This is a genomic window from Micromonospora sp. NPDC093243, assembly GCF_044753725.1.
Lineage (GTDB): Bacteria > Actinomycetota > Actinomycetes > Mycobacteriales > Micromonosporaceae > Micromonospora.
Map to the genome: position 1 here is coordinate 190367 of NZ_JBIVNT010000003.1, position 24169 is coordinate 214535.

General features: G+C 74.2%; 25 protein-coding genes. 15 read left to right on the forward strand and 10 right to left on the reverse strand.

Annotated elements, in window-relative coordinates; translation table 11 throughout:
- Positions 1-52 precede the first annotated feature (52 nt).
- On the reverse strand, positions 53-1012 hold the full coding sequence (locus ACIP9D_RS10480; protein ID WP_350869128.1) for a LysR family transcriptional regulator: 960 nt from the start codon (positions 1010-1012) through the stop codon (positions 53-55).
- A gap of 62 nt (positions 1013-1074) precedes the next feature.
- Between ACIP9D_RS10480 and ACIP9D_RS10485 the strand changes: the two genes are divergently transcribed.
- Complete coding sequence (locus ACIP9D_RS10485) at positions 1075-2025, forward strand: serine hydrolase (protein ID WP_350869131.1); 951 nt, start codon at positions 1075-1077, stop codon at positions 2023-2025.
- A 141-nt stretch (positions 2026-2166) separates the two neighbouring features.
- On the forward strand, positions 2167-3147 hold the full coding sequence (locus tag ACIP9D_RS10490) for an MBL fold metallo-hydrolase (RefSeq protein ID WP_350869134.1): 981 nt from the start codon (positions 2167-2169) through the stop codon (positions 3145-3147).
- Positions 3148-3192: 45 nt separating this feature from the next.
- Here ACIP9D_RS10490 and ACIP9D_RS10495 read toward each other — a convergent pair whose 3' ends face one another.
- The 3 genes from ACIP9D_RS10495 to ACIP9D_RS10505 form a co-directional block, all read right to left on the reverse strand.
- Entirely contained in the window at positions 3193-3732 is a 540-nt protein-coding gene (locus ACIP9D_RS10495) for a DUF1697 domain-containing protein (RefSeq protein WP_350869136.1), read from the reverse strand.
- Between the two features lie 76 nt (positions 3733-3808).
- Positions 3809-4537, reverse strand: coding sequence for a response regulator transcription factor (locus tag ACIP9D_RS10500; RefSeq protein ID WP_350869138.1), 729 nt, complete (start codon positions 4535-4537; stop codon positions 3809-3811).
- A complete protein-coding gene (locus ACIP9D_RS10505; protein ID WP_350869140.1) occupies positions 4534-5694 on the reverse strand; it encodes a sensor histidine kinase in 1161 nt (386 codons plus the stop codon). Before ACIP9D_RS10505 ends, ACIP9D_RS10500 begins: the two co-directional genes overlap by 4 nt.
- Positions 5695-5863: 169 nt before the next feature.
- Here ACIP9D_RS10505 and ACIP9D_RS10510 point away from each other — a divergent pair, with 169 nt between their 5' ends.
- Genes ACIP9D_RS10510 through ACIP9D_RS10520 form a run of 3 tightly spaced genes read left to right on the forward strand, consistent with a single transcriptional unit; the run spans position 5864 to position 10124 of the window.
- Entirely contained in the window at positions 5864-6607 is a 744-nt protein-coding gene (locus tag ACIP9D_RS10510; RefSeq protein WP_350869143.1) for an ABC transporter ATP-binding protein, read from the forward strand.
- Complete coding sequence (locus tag ACIP9D_RS10515) at positions 6601-9033, forward strand: ABC transporter permease (protein WP_350869144.1); 2433 nt, start codon at positions 6601-6603, stop codon at positions 9031-9033. Before ACIP9D_RS10510 ends, ACIP9D_RS10515 begins: the two co-directional genes overlap by 7 nt.
- A gap of 59 nt (positions 9034-9092) precedes the next feature.
- Entirely contained in the window at positions 9093-10124 is a 1032-nt protein-coding gene (locus ACIP9D_RS10520; RefSeq protein WP_350869147.1) for a hypothetical protein, read from the forward strand.
- A gap of 151 nt (positions 10125-10275) precedes the next feature.
- On the opposite strand, the gene ACIP9D_RS10525 is transcribed toward ACIP9D_RS10520, so the two are convergent.
- The 3 genes from ACIP9D_RS10525 to ACIP9D_RS10535 are packed head-to-tail and all read right to left on the reverse strand — an operon-like array spanning position 10276 to position 12706.
- On the reverse strand, positions 10276-11019 hold the full coding sequence (locus ACIP9D_RS10525) for a hypothetical protein (RefSeq protein WP_350869149.1): 744 nt from the start codon (positions 11017-11019) through the stop codon (positions 10276-10278).
- A gap of 2 nt (positions 11020-11021) precedes the next feature.
- The gene (locus ACIP9D_RS10530) at positions 11022-11816 is read right to left on the reverse strand and encodes an ABC transporter permease (protein ID WP_400449671.1); all 795 of its coding nucleotides are present in this window, start codon (positions 11814-11816) and stop codon (positions 11022-11024) included.
- A complete protein-coding gene (locus ACIP9D_RS10535; protein ID WP_350869152.1) occupies positions 11813-12706 on the reverse strand; it encodes an ATP-binding cassette domain-containing protein in 894 nt (297 codons plus the stop codon). The genes ACIP9D_RS10530 and ACIP9D_RS10535 overlap by 4 nt, the downstream gene beginning before the upstream one ends.
- A 133-nt stretch (positions 12707-12839) precedes the next feature.
- Here ACIP9D_RS10535 and ACIP9D_RS10540 point away from each other — a divergent pair, with 133 nt between their 5' ends.
- The 4 genes from ACIP9D_RS10540 (at position 12840) to ACIP9D_RS10555 (ending at position 16866) form a co-directional block, all read left to right on the forward strand.
- Positions 12840-14090 (forward strand): histidine kinase, encoded by a 1251-nt coding sequence (locus ACIP9D_RS10540; RefSeq protein WP_350869155.1) that lies wholly within the window; start codon positions 12840-12842, stop codon positions 14088-14090.
- Positions 14069-14848, forward strand: coding sequence for a response regulator (locus ACIP9D_RS10545; protein WP_400449896.1), 780 nt, complete (start codon positions 14069-14071; stop codon positions 14846-14848). The genes ACIP9D_RS10540 and ACIP9D_RS10545 overlap by 22 nt, the downstream gene beginning before the upstream one ends.
- A gap of 125 nt (positions 14849-14973) precedes the next feature.
- The gene (locus tag ACIP9D_RS10550; RefSeq protein ID WP_350869157.1) at positions 14974-16368 is read left to right on the forward strand and encodes a DUF234 domain-containing protein; all 1395 of its coding nucleotides are present in this window, start codon (positions 14974-14976) and stop codon (positions 16366-16368) included.
- Positions 16369-16455: 87 nt separating this feature from the next.
- On the forward strand, positions 16456-16866 hold the full coding sequence (locus ACIP9D_RS10555) for a hypothetical protein (protein ID WP_350869160.1): 411 nt from the start codon (positions 16456-16458) through the stop codon (positions 16864-16866).
- 97 nt (positions 16867-16963) lie between these two features.
- Here the strand turns inward: ACIP9D_RS10555 and ACIP9D_RS10560 are convergent, their stop codons facing one another.
- Positions 16964-17740, reverse strand: a complete 777-nt coding sequence (locus tag ACIP9D_RS10560) for a D-Ala-D-Ala carboxypeptidase family metallohydrolase (RefSeq protein ID WP_350869161.1) — start codon at positions 17738-17740, stop codon at positions 16964-16966.
- A gap of 306 nt (positions 17741-18046) precedes the next feature.
- Between ACIP9D_RS10560 and ACIP9D_RS10565 the strand changes: the two genes are divergently transcribed.
- Both ACIP9D_RS10565 and ACIP9D_RS10570 read left to right on the forward strand, forming a co-directional pair.
- The gene (locus ACIP9D_RS10565) at positions 18047-18688 is read left to right on the forward strand and encodes a DUF6642 family protein (protein ID WP_350869163.1); all 642 of its coding nucleotides are present in this window, start codon (positions 18047-18049) and stop codon (positions 18686-18688) included.
- A 50-nt stretch (positions 18689-18738) separates the two neighbouring features.
- Complete coding sequence (locus ACIP9D_RS10570; RefSeq protein ID WP_350869166.1) at positions 18739-19200, forward strand: PPOX class F420-dependent oxidoreductase; 462 nt, start codon at positions 18739-18741, stop codon at positions 19198-19200.
- 9 nt (positions 19201-19209) lie between these two features.
- Here ACIP9D_RS10570 and ACIP9D_RS10575 read toward each other — a convergent pair whose 3' ends face one another.
- Positions 19210-19851 (reverse strand): NAD(P)H-binding protein, encoded by a 642-nt coding sequence (locus tag ACIP9D_RS10575; protein ID WP_350869169.1) that lies wholly within the window; start codon positions 19849-19851, stop codon positions 19210-19212.
- A gap of 84 nt (positions 19852-19935) precedes the next feature.
- Positions 19936-21168, reverse strand: coding sequence for a serine hydrolase domain-containing protein (locus ACIP9D_RS10580; RefSeq protein ID WP_350869171.1), 1233 nt, complete (start codon positions 21166-21168; stop codon positions 19936-19938).
- 74 nt (positions 21169-21242) lie between these two features.
- Between ACIP9D_RS10580 and ACIP9D_RS10585 the strand changes: the two genes are divergently transcribed.
- The 4 genes from ACIP9D_RS10585 (at position 21243) to ACIP9D_RS10600 (ending at position 24056) form a co-directional block, all read left to right on the forward strand.
- The gene (locus tag ACIP9D_RS10585; protein ID WP_350869174.1) at positions 21243-21836 is read left to right on the forward strand and encodes a pentapeptide repeat-containing protein; all 594 of its coding nucleotides are present in this window, start codon (positions 21243-21245) and stop codon (positions 21834-21836) included.
- Positions 21837-21881: 45 nt separating this feature from the next.
- Positions 21882-22331 carry a pyridoxamine 5'-phosphate oxidase family protein gene (locus ACIP9D_RS10590; protein WP_350869176.1) on the forward strand — a complete coding sequence of 150 codons (450 nt, stop codon included), beginning with the start codon at positions 21882-21884 and terminating at the stop codon, positions 22329-22331.
- Between the two features lie 223 nt (positions 22332-22554).
- Positions 22555-23499 (forward strand): hypothetical protein, encoded by a 945-nt coding sequence (locus tag ACIP9D_RS10595; RefSeq protein ID WP_350869179.1) that lies wholly within the window; start codon positions 22555-22557, stop codon positions 23497-23499.
- A 119-nt stretch (positions 23500-23618) separates the two neighbouring features.
- Positions 23619-24056, forward strand: coding sequence for a nitroreductase family deazaflavin-dependent oxidoreductase (locus ACIP9D_RS10600; RefSeq protein ID WP_350869182.1), 438 nt, complete (start codon positions 23619-23621; stop codon positions 24054-24056).
- Positions 24057-24169 lie beyond the last annotated feature (113 nt).

The following is a 24169-nucleotide window of genomic DNA, read 5'->3' on the forward strand; positions in this document are numbered from 1 at the left end:
CGGCTCACGGACTCGTCGCGGGTGATCCGAACCACCTGATCCGAACCACCCGTCAACCCGCCTCGTCGAAGAGCACCGGCCACGGCCGCCGCGCGGGTGCCACCGGCGGGCCGGACGACGCCGGCTCGGTCTCGGCGAGCACCTCGGCGGCGAGCTGGCCGAACATCGCCGCCGCCGGGTGCGCCGAGCGCTCCGGCCAGGCCGCCGAGGTGCGCTTGACCAGCGGCGTGCCGGCGATCGGTCGCCAGGCGATGCGGGGTTCCCGCCGGGCGGTGGTCGCCGGCTCGACCGCCACCCCGCCGCCGGCCAGCACCAGCCCGAAGAGGAACTCCGGGTTGCGCGCCGGTCGGACCCGCCCCGGCCGGAAGCCGTGCTCGGCGCAGACCGCGAGCAGGTGGTCGTGCCAGCCGGGCGCGGTGGCCCGCGGCGCGGTGACCAGGTCGAGGCCGGCCAGCGCCGCCAGCTCCACCTCCCGTGCCCGGGCCAGCGGCGAGGACCGCGGCACCAGCACCCCCAGCGGTACGTCGACGGGCGCGCCGAAGCGCAGCCCGTCCGTCGCCGCCGGGTGGTGCACCAGTCCCACGTCGAGCCGCCGCTCGGCGAGCATCCGCAGCTGCTCGCCGCTGGTCAGCTCGTGCAGCTCCACGTCCAGCCCGGGCGCCCGGTCGGTGAGCCGATCCAGCAGCGCGCGCAGCGTCACCGCCGGCGTCTCCGGCGGCACCCCGGCCCGTAGTACGCCGAGCGCTCCGGCGCGTACCTGGTGCATCAGGTTGCGCAGTCGTCCCTCGGCGGCGAGCAGCTCCTCGGCCTCGCCGAGCAGCAGCTCACCGGCGGTGGTCAGCCGGACCTGCCGGCGGGACCGGTCGAAGAGCTCCACCGCCAGCTCCCGTTCCAGCCGCTGCACGGACTGGCTCAGCGGCGGCTGGGCCATGCCGAGCTGCTCGGCGGCCCGCCCGAAGTGCAGCTCGTGGGCGACCACCACGAAGTGCCGCAGGTGCCGGAGCAGGTCCACTGGGCGGACCCTACGCCGTGCCCGGCACTGGCGTTGGGTCGGCGGGTGGATACCGTGCCGGGGTGGCAGTGGGAGAGCTGATCGAGGACATCTTCGGCCGGGCGGGGGTGACCGCCAGCCTGCATGTGGTGGACATCGACGCGGCCGGCGCGGGCGATCAGGTGCCGGCGGCGGGCGCCGCCCGGCCGGCCGGCGGCGGACGGGAGGTCGCGCTGCGGGCGGACGAGCAGGTGGTGATCGCCTCGATCTTCAAGATCCTGCTGGTGCTGGAGTTCGCCCGGCAGGTCGACGCCGGTCAGCTGGACCCCACGGAGCGGGTGCTGGTCACCGCCGTGGACCGGCTCGGCGGCTGGGGACTGGCCGGCTGCGCCGACGACGCCGAGGTGTCCCTGCGCGACCTGGCCTACTTCGCCATGTCGGTCAGCGACAACACCGCCGCCGACCTGCTGCTGCGGCGGGTCGGCGCGGACCTGCTGCCGATGCTCGCCGCCGAGCTGGGGCTGGCCCGTACCCGGATCGTCGGCGGGCCCCGGGAGCTGGTCGAGATGATGCTCACCGACGTGGGGGCGCGCACCGAGGCGGAGTTCGCGCGGATCTTTCCGACCCTGCCCGCCGAGCGGATCCGCGCCATGCCGGTCTTCGACCCGCAGCGGACCACCTCCAGCACCGCCCGGGAGATCACCCGGCTGCTCGGCCTGATCTGGCGGGACGAGGCCGGCACCGCCCCGGCCTGCGCCATGGTCCGCGGCTGGATGGCCCGCCAGCTCTTCTGGACCCGGCTGGCCGCCGGCTTCCCGCCGGGGGTGCGGGTGGCCGGCAAGACCGGCACGCTGCCCGGGCTGCACCTGGAGGCGGGAGTGGCCGAGTACCCCGACGGTGGCCGGTACGCGATCGCGGTCTTCGCCCGCACCGACGAGCTCGCCACCCGCCGCATCGAGGTGGACCTGGCCATGGGGGAGGCCGCCCGGGTCGCGGTCGAGGCGCTGCGCGGCGAGTCAATCTTTCCCGGCTGACCCGGCTCGGGCACCGGGGCTGAGCAGGTCCGATATGCGTCGGCATATCGACGGTGCGGCTGATGAATCTTGGACGTGGCCGGGGTGGCGTTGGTTGGCTCGGTGCCGACCGATCGCCCAGCACACGGGGAGCAGATCCGCATGCCCACTCTCGACCGCCGTCGCTTCCTCCGCGACGCAGCCGCCTCCACCGCCCTGGTCTCCGCCGGCGGGCTCGCCTCGACCGCGCTCACCGCCGCCCCGGCGCAGGCCGCCGCACCGGCCGCCGCGGCGCCCACCGGCCGGCGCGCAGGCCGAGTCAGTTTCCGCTGGTGGGGCACCGCCGGCTGGCGCCTCGACATCGGCGACCGGACCGTCCTGGTCGACCCGTTCCTCAGCCGGATCGACACCGGGCTCTTCACCGGCGCCTTCAACACCGAGACCAAGCTGACCGTCCGGACCGACGTGGTCGACGCGCACGTCGACCGGGCCGAGACGGTGCTGGTCACGCACACGCACTGGGACCACTTCATGGACGTGCCGTACATCGCCGGCCGGACCGGGGCCCGGGTGTTCGGCACGCTCACCGCCTACCACCTGGGGCTCGCCTACGGGGTGCCGTCCGGCCAGCTCAGCGCGGTCAAGGGCGGCGAGGTGCTGGACTTCGGCGACTACACCGTCGAGGTGGTCGCCTCGCTGCACAGCCGCAACGCCTCGTACGCGGTGGCCTTCCCCGGCGTACGGGTGAACCCGCCGGCCAAGCCGGAGACCATCGCGCAACTGCCCGAGGGCGACACGCTCAACTACCTGGTCCGGGTGTCCGGCGGCCCGTCGGTCTTCTTCATGGGCGCCAGCGACTTCGTCGCCCGCAACCTCGCCGGGCTCGCCCCGGACGTGGCCATGGTGGCGCTGAACAGCACCACGGTGACCGCCGACTACGTGGCGCGGCTGATGGCGGCGCTGGACCACCCGAAGGTCGTGGTGCCGGTGCACTTCGACAACTTCGAGACCGAGCTGCGCAACCCACCGACCGTGGCGCCGGCCGACCGCACCCGCCTCGACCAGCTGATCGCGGCCGTGCGCGCGTCGTCCCCGCGCAGCCGGGTGCTGGTGCCCGAGTACCGGACCGCGTACCACTTCTGACCGGCGGCCGACGGGTGGTCGCGGCGCGCGCGACCACCCGCCGGGTCAGCCGGCGGCCAGGTCGGCCAGCGCCCGCACCGACTTCCAGTTCCGGGTGGTGGCCACCACGCCCAGCTTCTTCTCCAGGTACGCGTTGGTGAACCTGGACCGGCCGTAGCCGCCCTCGGGAAAGTGCAGGTAGACCTCCCGCCCGGTCACGGTGAAGTCGACGTTCTCACCGCCGGGCACGGTGAGCACGTCCACGGTGGAGCGTTTCGGGGCGGCGCCGAGGAAGACCACCAGCAGCTTCGTCGGATCGTCCTCCCGATCGGCGTACGGGTTGCCCTCGACGCTCGCGGCCAGCTCCGCGGCGCTGCGCACCAGCACCGGCACGGTCAGCCCCAGCTCGTCGGTTATCGCCTTCTCGATGCCGCCGGCCAGCCGCCCGGCGTCGCGCCCACCACTGCCGAAGACCACGTTGCCGCTCTGCAGATACGTCCGGACGTCGGCGTGCCCGAGCGCCTCCACAAGCCGGCGCAGGTCGGCCATCGCGATCCGGGTGGTGCCGACGTTGACCCCGCGCAACAGGGCGACGTACCGGGTCATGGCGTCCTCCTCGTCCGTCGAGGCCAGCCTAGAGCCGCCCGGTCGGGCCGGTGGGCCGCCGCGCTCCGGCGGCCGTTCAGCCCGACCTGCGATCGCCGATCGGCCCGGGTCGATCGGCTGGCGGGAACTCCCCGCGTGGCCCGGGTACGGCCGGGCCGACCAGGCCGGTCTCGTAGGCCACGATCACCAGCTGCGCCCGGTCGCGGGCCGCCAGCTTGGTCAGCAGCCGCCCGACGTGCGTCTTGACGGTGGCGAGACTGAGGTGCAGGTGCGCGGCCAGCTCCGTGTTGGACAGCCCCCGGGCGATCAGTGTCAGCACCTCCCGCTCCCGTTCGGTGACCCCGTCGAGCCGGCGCGGCAGCGGCCGGGCCGGCTCGGGCCGGCGGGCGAACTCGTCGATCAGCCGCCGGGTCACCGTCGGCGCGAGCAGCCCTTCGCCCGCCGCGACGACCCGGATGCCGGTCAGCAGCTCCGCCGGCGGGGTGTCCTTGAGCAGGAACCCGCTCGCTCCGGCGCGCAGCGCGCCGTAGACGTACTCGTCGAGGTCGAACGTGGTCAGGATGAGCACCCGGACCCCCGCCGTCGCCGGGTCGGCGCAGATCCGCCGGGTGGCCTCGATGCCGTCCATCTCGGGCATCCGGACGTCCATCAGCACCACGTCCGGGCGGTGCCGGGCGGCCAGCGCGACCGCCTCCGCGCCCGTCCCGGCCTCGGCGACCGTGCTGAGACCGGGGGCCAGGTCGACCAGCACCCGGAAGCTGCCGCGCAGCAGCGCCTGGTCGTCGGCGATGAGCACCCGGATCATGCGGCGACGGCCCGGTAGGGCAGGCGGGCGGTCACCACGAAACCCCCGGCGGAACGCGGGCCGGCCGAGAACTCCCCGCCGTGCAGCGCCACCCGCTCGCGCATCCCGGTCAGCCCGTGGCCCTCCCCGGCCATCCGGACCGGGCGCCGGCCGTCGTCGGTCACCTCGACGCGTACCTCGTCCGGCGCCACGGTGACCGTGGCCTGGCAGGCGGCGGGTGCGGCGTGCTTCACCACGTTGGTCAGCGCCTCCTGCACGATCCGGTACGCCGCCAGCCCCACCGACTCGGGCACCGCCACGTCCGGTGCGTCGTGCCGGACGTCGACGCGTACCGCCACGCCGCCGATCGCGGCCTGGTCGGCCAGCCCCGGCAGCGCGTCCAGGCCGGGCGCCGGAGCATACGCGGTGCCCTCGCGCAGCGCGCCGAGCACCCGGCGGACGTCGGTCAGCGCCGTCCGGCCGGTCGCCTCGATGACCCGCAGCGCGTCCCGCGCCTCCGCCGGATCGGACTCGGCGACGTGGTTGGCCACCGCCGCCTTCACCACGATCAGGCTCATCGTGTGGGCCACCACGTCGTGCAGCTCCCGGGCGACCCGCAGCCGCTCCTCGGTGGCGGCCTGGCGCACCAGATGCTCGCTCTGCCGGGCGGCGAGGGCCCGCCGCTCCCGGATCGACCAACCCAGCAACCAGGCCGGTGCGATCATCACCGCGCCGTAGACCATCGCGCCGCTGCGGGTCCACAGGTCGTCGTCGGTCAGCGCCAACGCGACGCTCACCACCACGAGACCCGCCGCCGCGCAGGGCAGCGACCGCCAGGCGGGCGTGGCGACGGCCAACGTGTAGAACGCCAGGCCGATGGCGACGGCGGGCGCGGCGGCCGCGAAGTTCGGGATCACGCCGGTGGCGATCGCGGTGGCGGCGGTCAGGCTCACCGCCACCGACACCGCGACCGGCCACCGCCGCCGGAGCGCCACCGGCAGCCCGATGACCAGCCCGACGAGCACCGACACCCAGACCGGCTCCCGGACACCCCCGTGCAGTGGCGACTCCAGCGCCGCGTACGCGCAGAGCGCCGCGCCGACCACCACGGCCAGCGCACCGTCCACCAGGTACAGATCCACCGGCCGCAGCCGCCGGGTCAACAGGTGAGCGCTCACCCGTCAGACGGTAGCCGTGAACCGGGCCGGCCGCGTCGACCGGAAGAAGGTCATCCCCGGGGATGACGCCTCCCCGCCGCGGGGCGTCCGGCTACCTCACGAAGCGGAGCGGAAAGTGCCGGCCCCGGCACGACGCGCCGCAACCACCGGCCACGGCACCGTGACGGGCATGACGACACAGACGGTGACGCTGACCGGCCTACGGGTCGCGTACGGCTCGGGCCTGCGCCGGGTGACCGCGCTCGACGGCGTGACGACCGGTTTCGCGGGCGGCACGTTCACGGCGGTGATGGGCCCGTCCGGCTCCGGCAAGTCGACCCTGCTGCACTGCGCCGCCGGGTTGGACCGCCCAACCGAGGGGACCGTCACCGTCGACGGTGTCCGGCTGGACCAGTTGGGCGAGGACGAGCTGACCCGGCTGCGCCGCGACCGGATCGGCTTCGTGTTCCAGGCGTTCAACCTGATCTCCACGCTGACCGCGGCGCAGAACGTCGAGCTGCCGCTGCGCCTGGCCGGCCGGCGACCGGCGGCCCGTGACGTCACCGCCGCGCTCGCCGCCGTCGGGCTCGCCGACCGTGCCGGGCACCGGCCCGGCGAACTCTCCGGCGGCGAGCAGCAGCGGGTCGCCATCGCCCGGGCACTGATCACCCGACCGGCGGTGCTCTTCGCCGACGAACCCACCGGCGCGCTGGACAGCGCCGCGTCCCGGCAGGTGCTGCGGCTGCTGCGCGGGCTGGTCGACGAGCACGGGCAGACCGTGGTGATGGTGACCCACGACCCCACCGCGGCCGCGTACGCCGACCGGATCCTGCTGCTCGCCGACGGCCGCCTCGCCGACGAGCTGACCGGCCCGCTCACCGCCGCCACCGTGGCCGCCCGGATCGCGGACGCGACGCCGGAGCTGTCGTGCTGACCGCCCGGCGATCGGCTGGCGCGTTCGTGGCCGTCGCCGTCGGGGTGGCGCTCGTCGCGGCGAGCACCCTGCTCCTGGCGTCCGGCCGGCCTCAGGTGCCGGACCGGCTGGCCCGCGCGGCCGTGCTCGTGCAGAGCCCTCCGGCGCACAGCCCGGCGGATCCGTTCCCGCCCACCCGGCCCTGGTCCTCGGCCGTGGCGACGGAACTCACCGGCCGGCTGGCCGGCCTGACCGGCGTGGAGGCGGCCGTGCCGGACCGGAGCTTCTACGCCCAGCCGCTCGTCGACGGCCGGCCGCCAGCCGCCGACGGCCAGCGGCAGGACGCTCACCAGGGGCACGGCTGGGCCAGCGCCCGCCTCGGCGGTCTGCGGTTGACCGCCGGCGAGCCGCCCCGACGCGCCGGCGAGGTGGTCGTGGACGCCGCGCTCGGCCTGCGCCCCGGCGCTGCGGTCACGCTGCTGACCGCGACCGGAACCCAGCCGTACACGGTCACCGGCCTGGTCGACGCGCCCGGCGTGCACGTCGCGGACGAGGTCGCCGCGACTCTCGCGCCGGGGGTGCACGCCATCGGCCTGCTGCTGGCCCCGGACGCCGACCCGGACCGGGTCGCCGACGCCGCCCGCGGTGTCGTCGGCGACGCCGCTCGGGTACTCACCGGCGCCGAGCGCGGCGCGCTGGAACCCCGCGCGGACGCCCGTACCCGCTGGATCGGCCTGCAGGTGCTCACCGCCACCGCCGCCCTCGCCGGCTTCGTCACCGTCTTCGTGGTGGCCGCCACCTTCGCCTACGTGGTGGGGCAGCGCCGCCGGGAGCTGGCGCTGCTGCGCGCCGTCGGCGCCACCCCCCGCCAGGTACGCCGCATGGTGTACGGCCACGCCCTCGCGGTCGGCGCCGCCGGGGCGGTCGCCGGCCTGCTGCTCGGAGCGGCGCTCGCGCCCGTCCTGGGCCGGCTGCTGATCGACGCCGGCTTCGAGCCGGCGACCTTCCGCGTCCGGTACACCCTCTGGCCGGTCGCGGCCTCGCTCGCGGCCGGGCCGCTGGTCGCGCTGCTGGCCGTTGGGACGGCGGCTCGGCGGGCGGCGCGGGTGCGGCCGCTGGAGGCGCTGCGCGAGGCGGCGGCGGAGCAGCGGCCGATCGGCCGGCCGCGCGCTGTCACCGGTGCGCTCCTGGTCGCCGCCGGTGTGGCGCTCGGCCTCGCCACCGCCACCGCCGACTCCGCGCAGGACGGCGCGAACTTCGCCCTGTACGCGGTGATGGCCCTGGTCACCGGGGCCACCGTGCTCGCCCCGATGATCGTCGGCCCGGTGGTCCGGCTGCTCACCCCACCGGTGCGACGGCGGCGCGGCGGCGCGATCGGGCTGCTGGTCCGGGCGGGGGCGATGACCGCGACCCGGCGGACCGCGTCGACCGCCGCGCCGGTGCTGCTCACCGTCGCCTTCGCGGTGCTGGTGTCGGGTCTGGTGCAGACCTCCACGGCGGTCTACGCGGCGGGCCGGCTGAGCGTCGTCAACGCCGGCTGGGTGGCCCTCCCGGACCGGGCGCCCGGGCTCAGCGACGAGGCGGTCGCGGCGACGCCGGGAGCGGCCGTGCTGCCGACCACGGTCTTCGTCACCGACGACGCCGCGCCGACGCCGATCCGGCCGCTCACCGCCCTCGGCGTCGACCCGGCGGCGTTCACCGCGGCGAACCGGGCGCTCACCGTCCTCGCCGGATCGCTGGGAGAGCTGCGCGGCGACGACACGGTGGTGATCACCGCCTCGGCGGCGTCGTCATCCGGGTTGCCCACCGAGCCGTACCCGGTGGTCTTCGCCGACGGCGAGCGGGTGGCGCTGCGCGTCGTCGCGGTGGTGATCGACGACTCGCTCCCCGGTGACCTGCTCCTGCCCCGCGCCGCCGTACGGGCACACGACTCGTCGGCGCTGACGTCCGCGGTCTACCTGGCCGAACCGCTCGACCCGCCGGCCGGGGCGCGGGTGGTCGACGTGGCCACCTGGGCCGCCGAGGCCGACCAGGCGGAGGATCGGCTGGTCTGGCTCGCCACCCTGCTGCTGATCGGGGTGTCGGCCGGTTACGGGGGCATCGCGGTGGCCAACACGCTGCTGATGGCCGCGGCCGGGCGGGCCGCCGACCTGCGGCTGGTCCGGCTGGCCGGGGCGACCCGGCGGCAGGTCCTCCGGCTGGTCGCTGCGGAGTCGGCCTTGGTGGTGCTGATCGGCGCGGCGCTCGGCGGGGCGGTGGCGTTCACCGGTCTGCTGAGCATCCGTGCCGGCCTCGCCGAGCAGGTGGGAGCGCCGGTGCAGCTCGTCGTGCCGTGGCCGGTGGTCGGTGGCGTCATCGGTCTGTGCCTGCTGCTCGCGCTGGCGGCGAGCGTCGCGCCGACCTGGCGACTGCTGCGCCGCCCGCCGGTCACCGAGGCCGGCCAGTGATCGAGGCCCGTCCCGCCCGTGGGGTCGCGAGCTGGCCGGCGGCGGGTTAGCGTGCGCGGATGCGATCCGCGCGCCCGGCCGGGCTGCTCCTCGCCGCAGCCGCCGCCGTGCTCTGGGCGGTCAACCTGACCGTGCTGCAACCGCTCACCGAGCCGATCGGACCCTGGTCGGAGACGCTTCCGGGCAACAACACCTACTGGGCTCGCGACCTGCGTTTCGTCGCGATCCTCGGGGTGGTCCTGGGCCTGGTGCTCGCCGGGCGGGGCGACCGCCGGTGGAGCGCGCCGGCCGTGCTGCTCGGCGGTGTCTGGGTCGCCGCCGACGTGGCGCTGGACCGGGCCGATCCGACCGGCGCCGTGCCCGCTGTGGTGCTCGCCGCCGGCGGCTGTGCCCTGCTCGCCGTGCTCGCGACCCTGCTGGCACTCGTGGAGCGCGGTAGGCCCGGTGCCGTCGGCAACCCCGCCGACCTGGCGCGCCGGCGGGCGTTGACCGTCGCGGCCTGCGTGGCCGCAGTGTCCACCATGGTGGCCGCCGGCATCGAGTCGCCGACCGACCGCGAGCCGGAGCTGCATCCGGCGGCCCTCGCCACCGCGGCGCTGCTGGCCGCGCTGGCCATCGGATGTGCGCTGGCGGCCGCGCCGGGTGGGACCCGGGCCCGGGGCTGGCTGGCCGCCGGGCTGGGCGCGGCCACGCTGCTCGTCCTCGGGTTGGTCCGCGCCGTCCCGCCCGGTCCGCGGCTGCTGCCCGAGGTGGCCCTCGGCGCCGTGCTGCTCACCGGGGTGACCCTGCTGGCCTGGGAGTGGCCCGGCGGCCGTCCGGACTGGGGTCGGCACGCGCTGGCCGCGATCGCGGCGCTGATCGGCCCCACGGCGATGCTGCTCGTCGTCGCCATCGTCATGATGATCCTGCGGGTCGCCGCGCCGTTCACCGCGCTCGCCGGCAACAGCCCGATCCACGCCGCCGACTCCGACATCCTGATCTCCCTGGCCGGGCTGCTCGCCGGGCTCGGGATGGGGCTGCTGCTCGCCTGGCCGCCGGCGCTGACCGCCGGTCCCGCCGCGGCGGCCCAACCGACCCAGCCCGTCAGCTGAGCGAGTTCACCGGCCATGGCGGTGGCGTCGGTGCTGGCCGGTACGGACCAGACACCTCAGCGGCATAAATATGACTCTGAGGTATCTGGCTCATCGAGTGCTCGCCCCCGGCCAACGGTCCGTCCGACCTGACGCACGCCCGGCGTGCGAGCTACCGGTGATCGATTTCCGGTTCGGTCGGGGCCGGCTCCGCTGGGGGGAGGACGGCCCGCCCGGTCAGCCGCCAGTACTGCCGGTGCTCCTCGTCGCGCACCACCACCCCGATCCGACCCAGCTCCCGGCGAATCTCCCGTACGTCGCCCTTGCGGTCCCGGGTCAGGGCGTCCTGCCGGGCCCGCAGCAGCGCGTCGGCCCCCACCGGCAGCCCGGGCAACCCGGCCACCCACAGCCGGTACGCCGCCCGGTGCGGGTCCTCGTCCGCCCACGGCCAACCGTGCGCGCGAAATGCCGACCGCAGCCGGCCCCGGTCCAGCTCCGTGCGCTCCCGGACCAGCTCGCCGCCGTCGGCGTCGAGCAGCACCAGGTCCCGGTCGTCGGCGAAGACGACCCGGACCTCGCGCCGCCCCACGTCCTGCCGCCGGCCGTCGCGACGCAGCCCGACCCGCTCGGTCTCCACCGTGACGGTGAGCCGTTCGGCGGTGCCGGCCGTTGCCAGCAGCCCACCGGCGAGCGCGCCCAGCGCCGCGGCGCCGATCGTCACCTGCGGCTGCGGCAGCCGGGACAGCGCCTCGAACAGCCCCTGCGCCGGCGCCCACGGCAGCTCGGCGATCCAGCCGGCCGCCGCGGCGAGCAACCAGCCCGCTCCCGCGCCGAGCAGCGGGAACCCACCCCACATGACGGCCAGCTCGGCCGCCCCGCCGGTGACGGTGCTGCGCGATCCAGGGGCGCCGAGCATGGTCAGGCCACCTCGCGGCGCAGCGTGCGGACCAGCCCGGCGAGCACCGGCACGGCCAGCCAGACCAGCAACGACACCGCCAGCCGGCCCCACTGCCCGGCGGTCAGCTCTCCGGTGAACAGCGGCTCCATGGTCCGGCCGGTGTCCAGCCAGCCGGCCGGCCCGCGCAGCCCCGGAACCAGCTCGCCGAGGATCGACCACACGGTGGGCAGCAGCAGGTAACTGACCACGGCGAGCGGGGTGTTGAGCAGCAGCAGCCCGAAACCGGCGCCCATCAGCACGTTGGCCACCTGGAAGATCACGGCGTTCAGCAGCAACGACTCGTCGAACCGCCAGCCGCCACCGTCGCCGATGGCGCCGGCGACCAGCGTGCCGGCGGCCGCCACCGCCAGGCTGGCCAGCACCGAGGCGAGCGCCGCCACCACGACCGCGGCCAGCTTCGCCGCGACCACCCGCTCCCGGCGCGGCACCAGGGCGTACGTGCTGAGCGCGGTGCGCTGCGACCACTCGCTGGTGATGGAGAGGATGCCCAGCACGGGCAGCAGCACCCCCACCGGCAGCATCGACGGCACGAAGAAGTTCACGAACGTGTGGTCCGCCTCGTTCGCGTAGATGAGTTGCAGGACCACGATGGCGGCGGTGGTGAGCCCGATGGTGATCAGCAGCCAGAGCCCGGCCCGAGTGTCGGTGAGCTTGCGCAGCTCCACCCCGGTCAACCGGAGCAGGGACGGTCGTCGTAGGCCGGGACGGCGCTGCGGAGCGACGGCGCTGGCGGTGGGTGCGGTCGTGGTGGTCACTTGTCGGCCTCCCTGGTCGACTCGGCGGCGGTGAGGGTGAGGAAGAGCTGCTCCAGCCCGCCGCTGGCCGGGCGCAGCTCGGTCAACGCCACCCCGGCGTCCACGGCGGCCTGCCCGACGGCCTCGCCGTCGGCGCGGACCACGAGCCCGTCCGCGGCGTCGGTGGCGGCGAGGCCGGCGGCGTCCAGGGCCCGGCGCAGCGCCCCGACGTCCCGGGCGCGCACCATCGTGCCGCCGCCGGCGAGCAGTTCGGTCTTGTCGCCCTGGGCCACGATCCGGCCGCCCCCGATGACCACCAGCCGGTCCGCGACCGCCTCCACCTCGCGCAGCAGGTGGGAGGAGAGCAGCACGGTGCCGCCCCGGTCGGCGAAGTCGCGCAGCAGACCGCGCATCCAGAAGATCCCCTCCGGGTCCAGCCCGTTGGCCGGCTCGTCGAGGATCAGCACCCGCGGGTCGCCCAGCAGCGCCAGCGCCAGACCGAGGCGCTGCCGCATGCCCAGCGAGTACGCCCGGACCCGCCGCTTCGCCGCCGCCGCGTCCAGCCCGACCTGCTCGAGCTTCGCGCCGACCTCCCGCCGGTCCACCCCCATCGTGTACGCCGCCACGGCCAGCGCCTCCCGGCCGGTGCGCCCGGCGTGCTGGGCCGAGGCGTCCAGCAGCACGCCCACCTCCCGCCCGGGGTTGGCCAACTGCCGGTAGGGCCGCCCGTCGACGGTGGCCCCGCCGGCGGTGGGTGGGGTGAGCCCGCAGATCATCCGCAGGGTGGTGGACTTGCCGGCACCGTTCGGCCCGAGGAATCCGGTCACGGTGCCCGGCTCACAGCGGAACGACACGTCGTCGACGGCCGAGTGCCGGCCGTACCGTTTGCTCAGATGCTCCACGCTGATCATGCCGTCGAGCGTGCCCGCGCCGGCCGGCCGTCCGCTGCGGCCGGCGGTCGGTGACCACGGCGACCTTGGTCGACGCCTGGATCTCGACTTTGGTCGCTGGTCGCCGGGCGGCGCCGGTGCCTAGCATGGGCGGGTGACCAGCGCCGTCGTGCCGGAACACCCGTGGCTGCTGCCCGGGGCGCTCGTCGTGCCGACCGCCCGGTCCCGGGCCCACCCGCGGCGCACCACCCGCGACTGGATCGTGGACAGCCTCGCCTTCCTGCTCTGCCTCAGCTGGGTCCTGTACAGCACGGCGGACGCCCTCACCCCGCACCCGACGCTCGCCACCCGGCTGCCATACGGCTGGATGATCGTGGCGGACGCGCTGCTCGGGCTGGTCTGCTGCGGGCTGCTCTGGTTCCGCCGGCGCTGGCCGCTCGGGCTGGCGGTGGCCAGCCTGCCGCTGACCGCGTTCTCGCTCGGCGCGGCGATACCGCTGCTGATCCTCTACTTCACGGTGGTGGTGCACCGGCGCACGGCGGTCGCGTTGGCGATCACCGCGGCCGGGCTCGTCACCAACTTCGCCTTCGGCTACCTGCGCCCGGATCCGGACATGTCGTACTGGGCGGTCACGGTGTGGGGCGTGGTGATCGCCGGGACGGTGCTGGCCTGGGGGATGTTCGTCCGGGCCCGCCGGCAGTTGGTGGTGTCGCTGCGTGAGCGCGCCGAGCGGGCCGAGACGGAGCAGCAGTTGCGCGTGGCGCAGGCCCGCCAGTTGGAGCGCACCCGGATCGCCCGGGAGATGCACGACGTGCTGGCGCACCGGATCTCCCTGCTCAGCCTGCACGCCGGCGCACTGGAGTTCCGCCCGGACGCGCCGGCCGAGGAGGTGGCGAAGGCCGCCGGGGTGATCAGGGGGAGCGCGCACGCGGCGTTGCAGGACCTGCGCGAGGTGATCGGGGTGCTGCGCGCGGAGACCGCCGACGAGGAGGATCCGCAGCGCCCGCAGCCCACCCTGGGTGACCTGCCGGCGTTGATCGAGGAGTCCCGGGCCGCCGGGGTCCGGGTCAACGCGAGCGACCTGGTGGCCGCGCGGGGGTCGGTGCCGGCCGCGGTCGGGCGCAGCGCTTACCGGATCGTGCAGGAGGGGCTGACCAACGCGCGCAAGCACGCCCCCGGCGCGGTGGTGACGGTCAACCTGGCCGGCGGGCCGAGTGACGGGCTCACCGTGGAGATCCGCAACCGGTGGCCGGTGGGCGGGGTGAACGCCCCCGAGCTGCCGGGCGCCGGCACCGGGCTGGTCGGCATCACCGAGCGGGTCACCCTGGCCGGCGGCCGGCTCGAGCACGGGCGCGACGACCGGGGCGACTTCCGGCTCGCCGCCTGGCTGCCGTGGCCGGCGTGACCGGGCCGGGGGTGGCCGGCTCGGAGTCGTTCGCGGCCGGCCCGGCGGGTTCCGGCGGCGGGGCGCCGAGCGAGCCCGCGCCGGGCGGCGAGCCGGTGCGGGTGCTGATCGTCGACGACGACCCGCTGGTCCGGGCCGGGCTGTCCATGATCCTCGGCGGGGTGCCGGACCTGCGGGTGGTGGGGGAGGCCGCCGACGGCAGCGAGGTACCGGCCGCGGTCGCCGCCACCCGACCGGACGTGGTGCTGATGGACATCCGGATGCCGAGGCTGGACGGCCTGGCCGCGACCGAGACGCTCCGCGCGCTGCCGCAGCCCCCCGAGGTGCTGGTGCTGACCACCTTCCACGCCGACGAGCAGGTGCTGCGGGCGTTGCGCGCCGGCGCGGCGGGCTTCCTGCTCAAGGACACCCCGCCGGCCGAGATCGTGCAGGCGGTGCGCCGGGTGGCCGCGGGCGAGGCGACCCTCTCGCCGGTGGTCACCCGTACCCTGATCGCGCACGTCACCGGTGCCGCGCCCACTGCCGCCGGGCCAGATCCACGCCGGGACCGGGCGCTGCGCCGGCTGGCCGGGCTGAGCGAGCGCGAGCGGGAGGTCGCGGTGGCGCTCGGCCAGGGCCGGACCAACGCGGAGATCGCCGCCGAGCTGTACATGAGCGTGGCGACCGTCAAGGCGTACGTCTCCCGGCTGCTGACCCGGCTCGACCTCAACAACCGGGTGCAGGTGGCTCTACTGGTGCACGACGCCGGCCTGGTCTGACTGTTCCGCCGCCGCGTCTACGCCCCTGATTAACACAGCTGAGGGTTACACTCATTCTTGAGTGTTCCATTTTTGGAAGTATCAGGGGTAGCTGCATGGACGGGTTCGTGGGGCGTCAACGGGAGTTGGCGCAGCTCGACGGCATGCTGCGCCGGGTGCGCGGCGGTGGCCGGGCAGGTCGTCCGGGCCGTGCCCTGCTCATGCGCGGACGCCGTCGAGTGGGCAAGTCACGCCTGGTCGAAGAGTTCGTCGAGCGTGCCGAGCTCCCACACCTGTACTTCACCGCCTCGGCGCAGCCCACTGTCGGCGCGGAACTCGGGTTGTTCGTCGAGGCGGCGGCCGGCTCGACGCTCCCTGGCGCGCATCTGTTTCAGGCGCAGGTTCCACGTACCTGGGACGCCGCGCTCACGCTGCTCGCCGCCGCGCTGCCCACCGACGGCCCCAGCGTGGTCGTGCTGGACGAGATGCCATATCTGATCGCCAGCGACCCCGGCTTCGAGGGCACGCTGCAGAAGGTGTTCGACCGGGAGTTGTCCCGGCGGCCGGTCCTTCTGATCTGTGTGGGCTCGGACCTCGCCATGATGGAGGCGTTGAACGATTACGGCCGCCCGTTCCACCAGCGCGCCAGCGAGATGGTCATCCCGCCGCTGGGCCCGGCGGAGGTCGCGCAGATGCTCGCACTTCCGGCTGCCGAGGCGTTCGACGCCTACCTGGTCTCCGGAGGCCTGCCCCTGATTCTCGACGAATGGCCCGCGGGCGCGACGCTGCGGGACTATCTCGCCGATGCGGTGACGGACCCGACCTCGGCGTTGATCGTCAGCGGCGAGCGGGCGTTGGCGGCCGAGTTCCCGGTGCAATCCCAGGCCGGGTTGGTGCTGCGGTCGATCGGGTCCGGCGAACGGACCTTCTCGCTGATTGCCCGGGCAGCCGGCGACCTACCGCAGGCGTCACTCACGAGAGCGTTGCGACTGCTGACCGACAAGCGGATGGTCGAGGTCGGGCTGCCCCTGTCCACCAGACCGTCCCGGGAGACCCGGTACAGCGTCGCCGACCCGTACCTTCGTTTCTGGCTGTCGTTCCTCGGGCCCTATTTGTCCGAGATCGAGCGAGGACGAGGCGACCTGACCCTGGGTCGGATCAATTCGGCGTGGACGACCTGGCGAGGACGTGCGATCGAGCCGGTCGTGCGCGAGGCTTTGCGCCGGCTGCCGCCGGGCCACCTGCCAGCGGGCACGAGCGAGGTCGGCGGCTACTGGACCCGGACCAACGACCCGGAAATTGATCTCGTCGGTGCCGATCGGGGGCCGATCGCCAACCGACTCACCTTCGTGGGGTCGGTCAAATGGTTGGAGAACCGGCCCTTCGACGTCCATGACCTGGGCCGGCTGCTTCAGCACCGGTCCCGGCTACCGGGTGCGGACGAGGACTTGGCGCTGGTCGCGGTCTCGCGCAGTGGTGTGGTCACCGAAGGCGTTCAAGGGTTGCTGCCGGAGGACCTGCTCGCCGCGTACCCGCATTGAACTTTCGGTCGGCGGCGGCCGTACCACTGCCCGAGGATGTGGTGCGGCGGGCCCGCCGCGCCGCTGCCGAGTTGCGGGAGGTCTGCCGTGCGAGTTGGTGAGCAGTCGACGGATCCCATCGATCAGGTACTGGGTGAGGTGCCGGTGCCGGCGCCGCTGACCCCCGAGGACGTCCGGCTCGCGGTCCGGGCGGTGGTCGTGCACACCGCGGAGGAGTGGCCGACCGGGCCGCTGTGCCGCAACGACGGGGCCACATATCCGTGCCGCCTGCACCGCTGGGGCCGGCGGGTGCTGAGCGCGCACGGGCTCAACGACCGCCAGATCGAGGCGCTGATCCGGCACGGCAACCCGTTCGTGCACGTGCCCTTCCCGTTCACCGCCACCGGTCAGCCCGCCCGGGCGGTGCCGCCGGGCGTACGCCCGGTGGTGCACGCCGCGGGCACCGGCCGGCCGGTGGTTCCCCCCGCCCCCGCGCCGCGCTGGCCCCGGGCGAGCTGAGCGGAGGTACGGCCGCCAGCCTTACCGGGGCAGGACGACGCCGGCCCGACGCGGGGTTCCCCACCCGCGCCGGGCCGGCGTCGGTACCGGTGACCGCTCAGCGGACCCCGCAGTCCGGTGCCGACCAGCTCGTCGTGTTGGAGCTGTTGTCCCTGTTGTTCTCCCGGCGCGAGTCCACGTGCACGTGGTCGTCGTGGTCCGGGTAGCCCGGCCCGTAGATGCCGCTGAAGCCGTGGTTGCGCGCCTCGCGGGCGACCTGGCAGAGCGACGAGTTGCGCGAGGTCACGTCGGCGGCGTTGCCGTAGAGGTGCTGGCTGTCCGACGCGCCGCCCACCCGGTTGTTGCAGGTCTGGCTGCGGAAGCCGCTGCTGATGTTGAGCGGCTTGTCGCCGAGGCTGCGCCGCAGCGCCTCCAGCTTCCACATGTTGCGCAGCGCGTTCTCCCGGGTCTCGGCGGCCGGGCGCGGGCCGCCGCTCCAGCCGCTGCGCCCGCAGCCGTCGTCCAGCTCGGTGAAGCTGAAGTGCCGTGGCGTGCAGTCGTTGTCCTGCAGCTCGTAGAGCTTGCCGTAGGTCTGTGGGCCCGCGACGCCGTCCGCCCGCAGGCCGTACGCCTGCTGGAAGCGCCGGACCGCGGCGGCGGTCTTCGGTCCGAAGATGCCGTCGTTCTCCACGATGTCGCGGTAGCCGGCCCAGCCGGCGATCCGGATCTGCAATTGCCGGACGTCGCTGCCGGAACGCCCCTGGTAGAGGTTGCGATTCCAGGTGTAGCAGCCGTCGGCGTGGGCTGCTGGCGCGGCGACCACCGTGGCGATCGCGGCGCCCGGCAGAGCCAGGGCGAAGGCGACGGCAGCCCGCTTCAGGGTGTTTACGCGCACAGAAGTCCTCCCGATAGGAGAGCGATTGGGGTGGGCTTCGGGACATCGACCTCGCGTCCCGTGATTTCCACCCTGACACTCATCGTTCGGGTTGGTGGCGATTAACGAGAATCGTCCTCATGATTCGCGGTTCCTGGGTAGTGACTGTGAATTCGGCTGATTTGCGAAACAGCCATTCCCGCCGTACGGCGGCAGAAAAGCGCAAAACCGCACCGAACGTCGCGCCGTGCCCCACCGAGGGTGATGTTCTCCCGCCTCGGCCACCCGGTAACGTCAGCGCCGGTTGATGGACTGGCGGAGGTGGACGTGGCCCGGGGAGGCGTCTTCTGCGTCGAGGGGCAGTGGCACCGCGACCTGAACGAACGCGGCTCCGTGCTGCCCACGCTCGAACTGCTCGAACGGCTCGGCAAGATCCGGTTCATCCACAAGGACGCGGCCACCCGCGACGAGCTCTTCTACTTCCTGGACCGCTGGCTGCTCAAGCAGTACGCCGACCACCGGGTCGGCTTCTTCGCCATGCACGGCGAACCGAGCCGGCTCCGCCTCACCGACTGGCACTCGGTCGAACTCGCCGACGTCGCCGAACTGATGGCGGGCCGCTGCGAGGGGCGACGGCTCTACTTCGGCAGCTGTTCGGTGCTGCGCGCCTCCGACGCCGCGCTGCGTGAATTCCTGGACATCACCGGAGCGGCCCTGATCTGCGGTTTCACCCGCGAAGTCGACTGGGTTGAATCGGCTGCCTTCGAAACCGTGCTGCTCGACGTGCTCGCCAATGGGCATCGGCACAACGCGGCCGAACTGCGGATGGGCTCGGCGCACTGGGCGCCGCTCGCGTCGTACCTCGGCTTCCGGGTGATCTACGCCAACGGCCGTGCCTGGCGCCCGACCGGCCGGCCCCGGGTGCCCGCCCAGTCCGCCGTCGACCGTCGCGCCCACCATCCCCGCTGACCCGGGGCACCGCGCCGCGGCCCGGCCGGATGCCCTGGTAGAAACGATCCGTGGCCCCCAGCATCGCGACAAACACGAAGGTCGACCGGGACGCCCTGGTCGAGTTCCTCCGGCCCCGGCACAAGGTGCTCCTGATGACCACCCGGGCGGACGGGCGACCGCAGTCGTCGCCGGTCGCCGCCGGGGTCGACACCGCCGGCCGGCTGGTGGTCTCCACCTATCCCGAGCGGGCCAAGGTGGCCAACATCCGCCGCGACCCGCGGGTGTCGGCCTGCGTGCTCTCCGACGACTGGAACGGGCCCTGGGTGCAGATCGACGGCACCGCCGAGGTGCTCGACCTGCCGGAGGCGCTCGAACCGTTGGTCGAGTACTTCCGCTGCATCTCCGGCGAGCACCCGGACTGGGACGAGTACCGCGCGGCGATGCTCCGGCAGGGCAAGTCGCTGATCCGGGTCACCATCGACAGCTGGGGGCCGATCGCCACCGGCGGCTTCCCGGCCCGCCTCGCCTAGCCTCCGCCGTCAGTACGCGGCGGTGAAGCGGGTGTTCTCGTGTCGCGGGTTCTCGATCTCGTCGACGATCGCGACCGCGAGGTCCTCGTAGGTGAGCACCGAGCGGCCCTGGTCGTCGGTGACCGGCTGGTCGGTGCCGGTGCGGTACTGCCCGGTCCGCTCGCCCGGATGGAACTCCAGCGGCGGTGGGGAGACGTACGTCCAGGTGACCCCGTCCGCGCAGGTGCGGTAGTAGTCGAGGGCGTCGGCCTGCCCCTGGGCCGAGGCGCGGTACTCGGCCGGGAAGTCCGGCTCGTCGAGGTAGGGCGTCCCCTTCGGGGTGAGCAGGGTCGACCCACCGCCGAGGTGGATGATCCGCGGCGGATCGGGCATCTCACGCAGCGTGCCGACCAGCGTCTCGGCCGCGTCGCGCCACAGCTCCCGGTCGCCCCCGCCGATCGCCACCACGAAGACGTCCGCCGCCGGGGCCAGCTCGCGTACGCTCCGCTCGCTGGTGGCGTCCCCGGTGACCACCTGGACACCGGTCGGCAGGTACGAGGTGGCCTCCGGGCGGCGCACCGCCCCGGTCACCCGATGCCCCCGGTCGATCGCCTCGGCGGCGACCCGGGATCCCGCGGTGCCACCCGCGCCGAACACGACGATGTTGCTCATGATCGCCTCCCGCCGGACGTAGCCCCGCCCTCAGGCTATTGACCGGCCCGGCCGGCGTGTGCCGTTACCCGAAGAACCGGGCGGTCAGTCGACCAGCGCGGAGTAGACGAGCTGGCGCAGCTGCGGTCGGATCGGGTAGGTGCTGGACGGCATGAGCTGGGTGAAGAAGAGCGCGGTGATCTCCTCCGCCGGATCGACCCAGAACGCGGTGCTCGCCACCCCGCCCCAGTAGTACTCGCCGACGCTGCTCGGCACCCGGCTGGGGATCGGGTCGTCGACCACCGCGAAGCCCAGCCCGAAACCGATCCCGTCGAGGGTGGTCTCGGCGAAACCGCCGGTGGAGAGGGTGCCCAGGTCCTGCCCGCCGGGCAGGTGGTTACGGGTCATGAAGCGCACGGTGCGCGGCCCGAGCAGCCGCACCCCGTCCAGCTCGCCGCCGCGCAGCAGCAGCTGGGTGAACCGGTGGTAGTCGGCGGCGCTGGAGATCAGGCCACCGCCGCCGGAGTGCAGGACCGGCTTCTCGTACGCCAGCGCGCCCAGCTTGTCGTAACGGAACGCGCGGCCGGTGCGCGGATCGGGCGCGTAGAGGGCCGCGAGCCGGTCCGCGGCGTCACCCTCGACCCACCAGTGGGTGTCGGTCATGCCGAGCGGCCGGAAGATCCGGTCGGCGAAGAAGGCGTCCAGGCTCTGCCCGGAGACGACCTCGATCAGCCGGCCCAGCACGTCGGTGGCGACCGAGTAGCCCCAGGCGGTGCCGGGCTGGAAGAGCAGCGGCAGCTCGCCGAACGCCCGGGAGGCGGTGGCCAGGTCGACGTCCGCCGGTGGGTAGAGGTCGTAACCGGCGGCCCGGTAGAGGCCGTCGACCACCGAGGTCTGCATGAAGCCGTAGGTCAGGCCGGAGGTGTGGGTGAGCAGGTGCCAGACCCGGATCGGCTCGACCGCCGGCACGGTGTACGGCTTGAGCGTCGAGCCCTTGGCGTAGACCCGCAGGTCGGCGAACTCGGGCAGCCAGCGGCTGATCTCGTCGGTCAGCTCGAAGCGGCCCTCCTCCCACAGCATCATCGCCGCGACCGAGGTGATCGGCTTGGTCATCGAGTAGATCCGCCAGAGGGTGTCCGGCTCCACCGCGACGCCGGCCTCGACGTCCCGCAGCCCGTGCGTCGTGGAGTGCACCACCTCACCGCGCCGGGTGACCACCGCCTGCCAGCCGGCGAGCCGGCCGTCGTCGACGTACCTGCCGAAGTGCTCGTCGATCCGCGCCAGCCGCGCCGGGTCGAAGCCGATCTGGTCCGGGTCGATGCTCCGCGCCACACTCACGTCGCCGAACCTACTCGCCGGTTCGCCGCTACCGGAAGGGCCATCGTGTCGGCGACGCCCACTAGCCTGGCCGGATGCCGGAGCTGACCGAGGACACCACCTTCCGCCACGAGGACTGGTACGGCGAGGAGCTGACCGATCGGCACTTCGTGGGCTGTGAGTTCTTCCACGTGGACCTGACCGAGGCGGTGAGCCGGGGCGCGGTCTTCACCGGCTGCACCTTCGGCAACGTGCTCTTCAACGCCTCCCGACACGTCGACTCCGCCTTCACCCGCTGCGTCTTCAAGCGGTGCAACTTCTTCGAGGCCGAGTTCACCGGCTGCAAGCTCGTCGGCAGCACGTTCAGCCAGTGCGATCTGCGTCCGCTGACGGTCGCCGGCGGCGACTGGTCCTTCGCCGCGCTGCCCGGCGCCGACCTGCGCGGCGTCCGGCTCACCGACGTACGGATGCGCGAGGTCGACCTGAACGGGACCAACCTCACCGGGGCCACGGTGACCGGCGTCGACCTCTCCGGCGCGCAACTGCACAGCGCCCGACTGAGCGGGGCCGACCTGCGCGGCAGCGACCTGAGCGCGCTCGATCCGCTGGTCGTCGAGCGGGCCGGCGCGGTCGTCGACCCGGAGCAGGCCATGATGATCGCCCGGGCGCTCGGCTTCGAGATCCGCTGACGAAAGTCGACGGCGGCTGTCAGGTATGGCTGCCATGGTGGCCACATGGTGTGGTGGTCAGATCTGATCGAGGAGCAGCCCGAGTTCGCCGACCGGGTGCGGGCCCGCTTCGCGGTCCGCAAGCACGGCACGATGGCGACCTTGCGCCGCGACGGCGCGCCGCGGATCAGCGGCACCGAGTTCGACTTCGGCGCGGATCACCTGCGCCTGGGCAGCATGACCGGGGCTCGCAAGGCGACGGACCTGCGCCGCGACCCGCGGGTGGCGCTGCACTGCCCGACCGAGGACACTCCGGCCGACGACCCGACCTCCTGGGGCGGCGACGCGAAGATCAGCGGCATCGCCCACGAGGAGAACCCGGCGGACGACGGGTCGCACCGGTTCCGGATCGAGCTGACCGAGGTGGTGTTGACCCGCGTGGGTGACCCGCCCGACCACCTGGTGATCGAGAGCTGGCACCCGGGTCGGGGGCTGCGACGCCGCGAGCGGCGCTGATCCTCCGGGCGGTCGTCACGGCCGCCCGCCATGTCCCGGCCCGCGGTCCGTAAGAGGTGTACCGAGATTCCGCTTCCGATCGATGTCCGCTACCTTGCCGTAACAGACTGGGCGCCGCGACCGTCCGGTTCTGGTGGATCCGACGAACCGGGCGCGGCACGACTGTGCCGCGGCACGGCCGCGCGCCACCGGGCCGAATCGTCCGGTGCGGAGCGGAGGACCGGTGGCGGAGGAGGACTTCACCCGGACGGGCACGGGTGCGTCCGGTCGGGGAGCCGGCCATCGTGCAACCACCACACCGGCGCGGCACCGGTCGCGGGCCTCGTTCGCGGCCCATCCGGCGCTGCGCTGGTGGCTGGCCCCGGTCCGCCAGCGTCGATGGGCGGTCGCCGGGCTCGCCGCGCTGGCCAGCCTCACCGCCCTGATCGCGTACGTCGGGTCCGGTCCGGAGCCCGAGTCGGGCCCGCACGGCGGGGTGCCGGCCGGGGTGGGCCGGCCGACCGGCTTCCCTGCGGTCGAGGCGAACGGGAGCGACACCGGGCCGGCCAGCCCCGGGCTGCGGCCCCGTCAGCGACCGCCGAGCGTCGCGCCCACCCCGTCGGTCACCACTCCCACGCCCGCGCCGGCGCTGCTTACCGTCAGGCAGGGCGACATCCCGGCCGAGGTCGACCTGACCGCCGCCGGGCCCCGGGACTGGGTGCACTGGGGGCTGCGCGGCGGTGACTCGACGGTCCGCAAGCGGAACGGCTCCGGAGAGATCGCGGACGAGGGTGGCCGCGGCGCCCGCGGCGGCTGGGACGGCAACCAGGAGGTGTTCAGCTGGCGGGACGGCGCCGCGGTGCGGGCGGCCAGCGGCACCCCGAACGGCGTCTACACCTGCGGGGCGGGCAACGGTTTCGCGCTGGCCGTCGCCGGCAGCGGCGAGCTGCGAACGGTGCGGCTCTACGTCGGCCTCTGGATGGCCCGAGGCCGGTTGGAGGCTCGGCTCTCGACGGGGGGCCCGACCACCACGCTGCGGATGGAGGATCCACACACCAGCCGCAGCGCCGAGTTCACGCTGAGGTTCCGGGCTCCCCGGGGAGCCCGGCTGCTGATCAACTGGAGCACCGAGAAGGTCTTCACCGGCGACTGCGGCAACGTCGGGGTCCAGGCGGTCGCCCTGCGCTGACCAGCGACACGTCCGGCCGTTCTCGGCGGTGGTCGGCGGCGGTCGTTCGTCCGGCCGGCAAGTGCGGGCGGGGGTAGCGTGGGCGCGATGAATCTGGTCGATCAGAAGGGACCTCGGCGATGACCTCCAGCGAGCAGGTCGTGGACAGCCCGACGAGCTGGGTTGCCGACCACATCCACCGCTACGTGCAGACCGGCGGGGCGGACGGCCACGAGTGGCGGCCCGGGGTGTTCACGCTGCTGCTGACGACCCGGGGTCGGCGCAGCGGCAAGCCGCGTCGCACCGCCCTCATCTACGGGCGGAACGGCGAGGACTACCTGGTCGTCGCCTCGCAGGGCGGTGCGCCGGAACACCCGGCCTGGTACCGCAACCTGCTGGCGGATCCGGTGGTGGAGGTGCAGGTCGGCGCGGAGACGTTCACCGCCCGGGCGCGCACCGCCACGCCGGAGGAGAAGCCGCGGATGTGGACGACGATGGCGGCGATCTGGCCGGCGTACGACGACTACCAGACCAAGACCGACCGGGAGATCCCGGTGGTGGTGCTGGAACGCGACTGACCCGCACCCGCGCGGTCTCCTTACCCCGCAGGTAATCGACGGCCCGGCGCGTGCCGCGCAGACTTCTCCCATCGGCCCGGCCTCGCCGGCCGGGCCGCACCGACTGGGAGGAC

What these genes read in the sequence shown, in the direction of transcription:
- ACIP9D_RS10590 (WP_350869176.1), top strand. Translation starts at nt 21,882, where the DNA reads ATGGTGTGGTGGTCAGATCTGATCGAGGAGCAGCCCGAGTTCGCCGAC.
- ACIP9D_RS10490 (WP_350869134.1), top strand. Translation starts at nt 2,167, where the DNA reads ATGCCCACTCTCGACCGCCGTCGCTTCCTCCGCGACGCAGCCGCCTCC.
- ACIP9D_RS10600 (WP_350869182.1), top strand. Translation starts at nt 23,619, where the DNA reads ATGACCTCCAGCGAGCAGGTCGTGGACAGCCCGACGAGCTGGGTTGCC.
- ACIP9D_RS10575 (WP_350869169.1), bottom strand. Translation starts at nt 19,851, where the DNA reads ATGAGCAACATCGTCGTGTTCGGCGCGGGTGGCACCGCGGGATCCCGG.
- ACIP9D_RS10510 (WP_350869143.1), top strand. Translation starts at nt 5,864, where the DNA reads ATGACGACACAGACGGTGACGCTGACCGGCCTACGGGTCGCGTACGGC.
- ACIP9D_RS10500 (WP_350869138.1), bottom strand. Translation starts at nt 4,537, where the DNA reads ATGATCCGGGTGCTCATCGCCGACGACCAGGCGCTGCTGCGCGGCAGC.
- ACIP9D_RS10495 (WP_350869136.1), bottom strand. Translation starts at nt 3,732, where the DNA reads ATGACCCGGTACGTCGCCCTGTTGCGCGGGGTCAACGTCGGCACCACC.
- ACIP9D_RS10525 (WP_350869149.1), bottom strand. Translation starts at nt 11,019, where the DNA reads ATGCTCGGCGCCCCTGGATCGCGCAGCACCGTCACCGGCGGGGCGGCC.
- ACIP9D_RS10520 (WP_350869147.1), top strand. Translation starts at nt 9,093, where the DNA reads ATGCGATCCGCGCGCCCGGCCGGGCTGCTCCTCGCCGCAGCCGCCGCC.
- ACIP9D_RS10535 (WP_350869152.1), bottom strand. Translation starts at nt 12,706, where the DNA reads ATGATCAGCGTGGAGCATCTGAGCAAACGGTACGGCCGGCACTCGGCC.
- ACIP9D_RS10585 (WP_350869174.1), top strand. Translation starts at nt 21,243, where the DNA reads ATGCCGGAGCTGACCGAGGACACCACCTTCCGCCACGAGGACTGGTAC.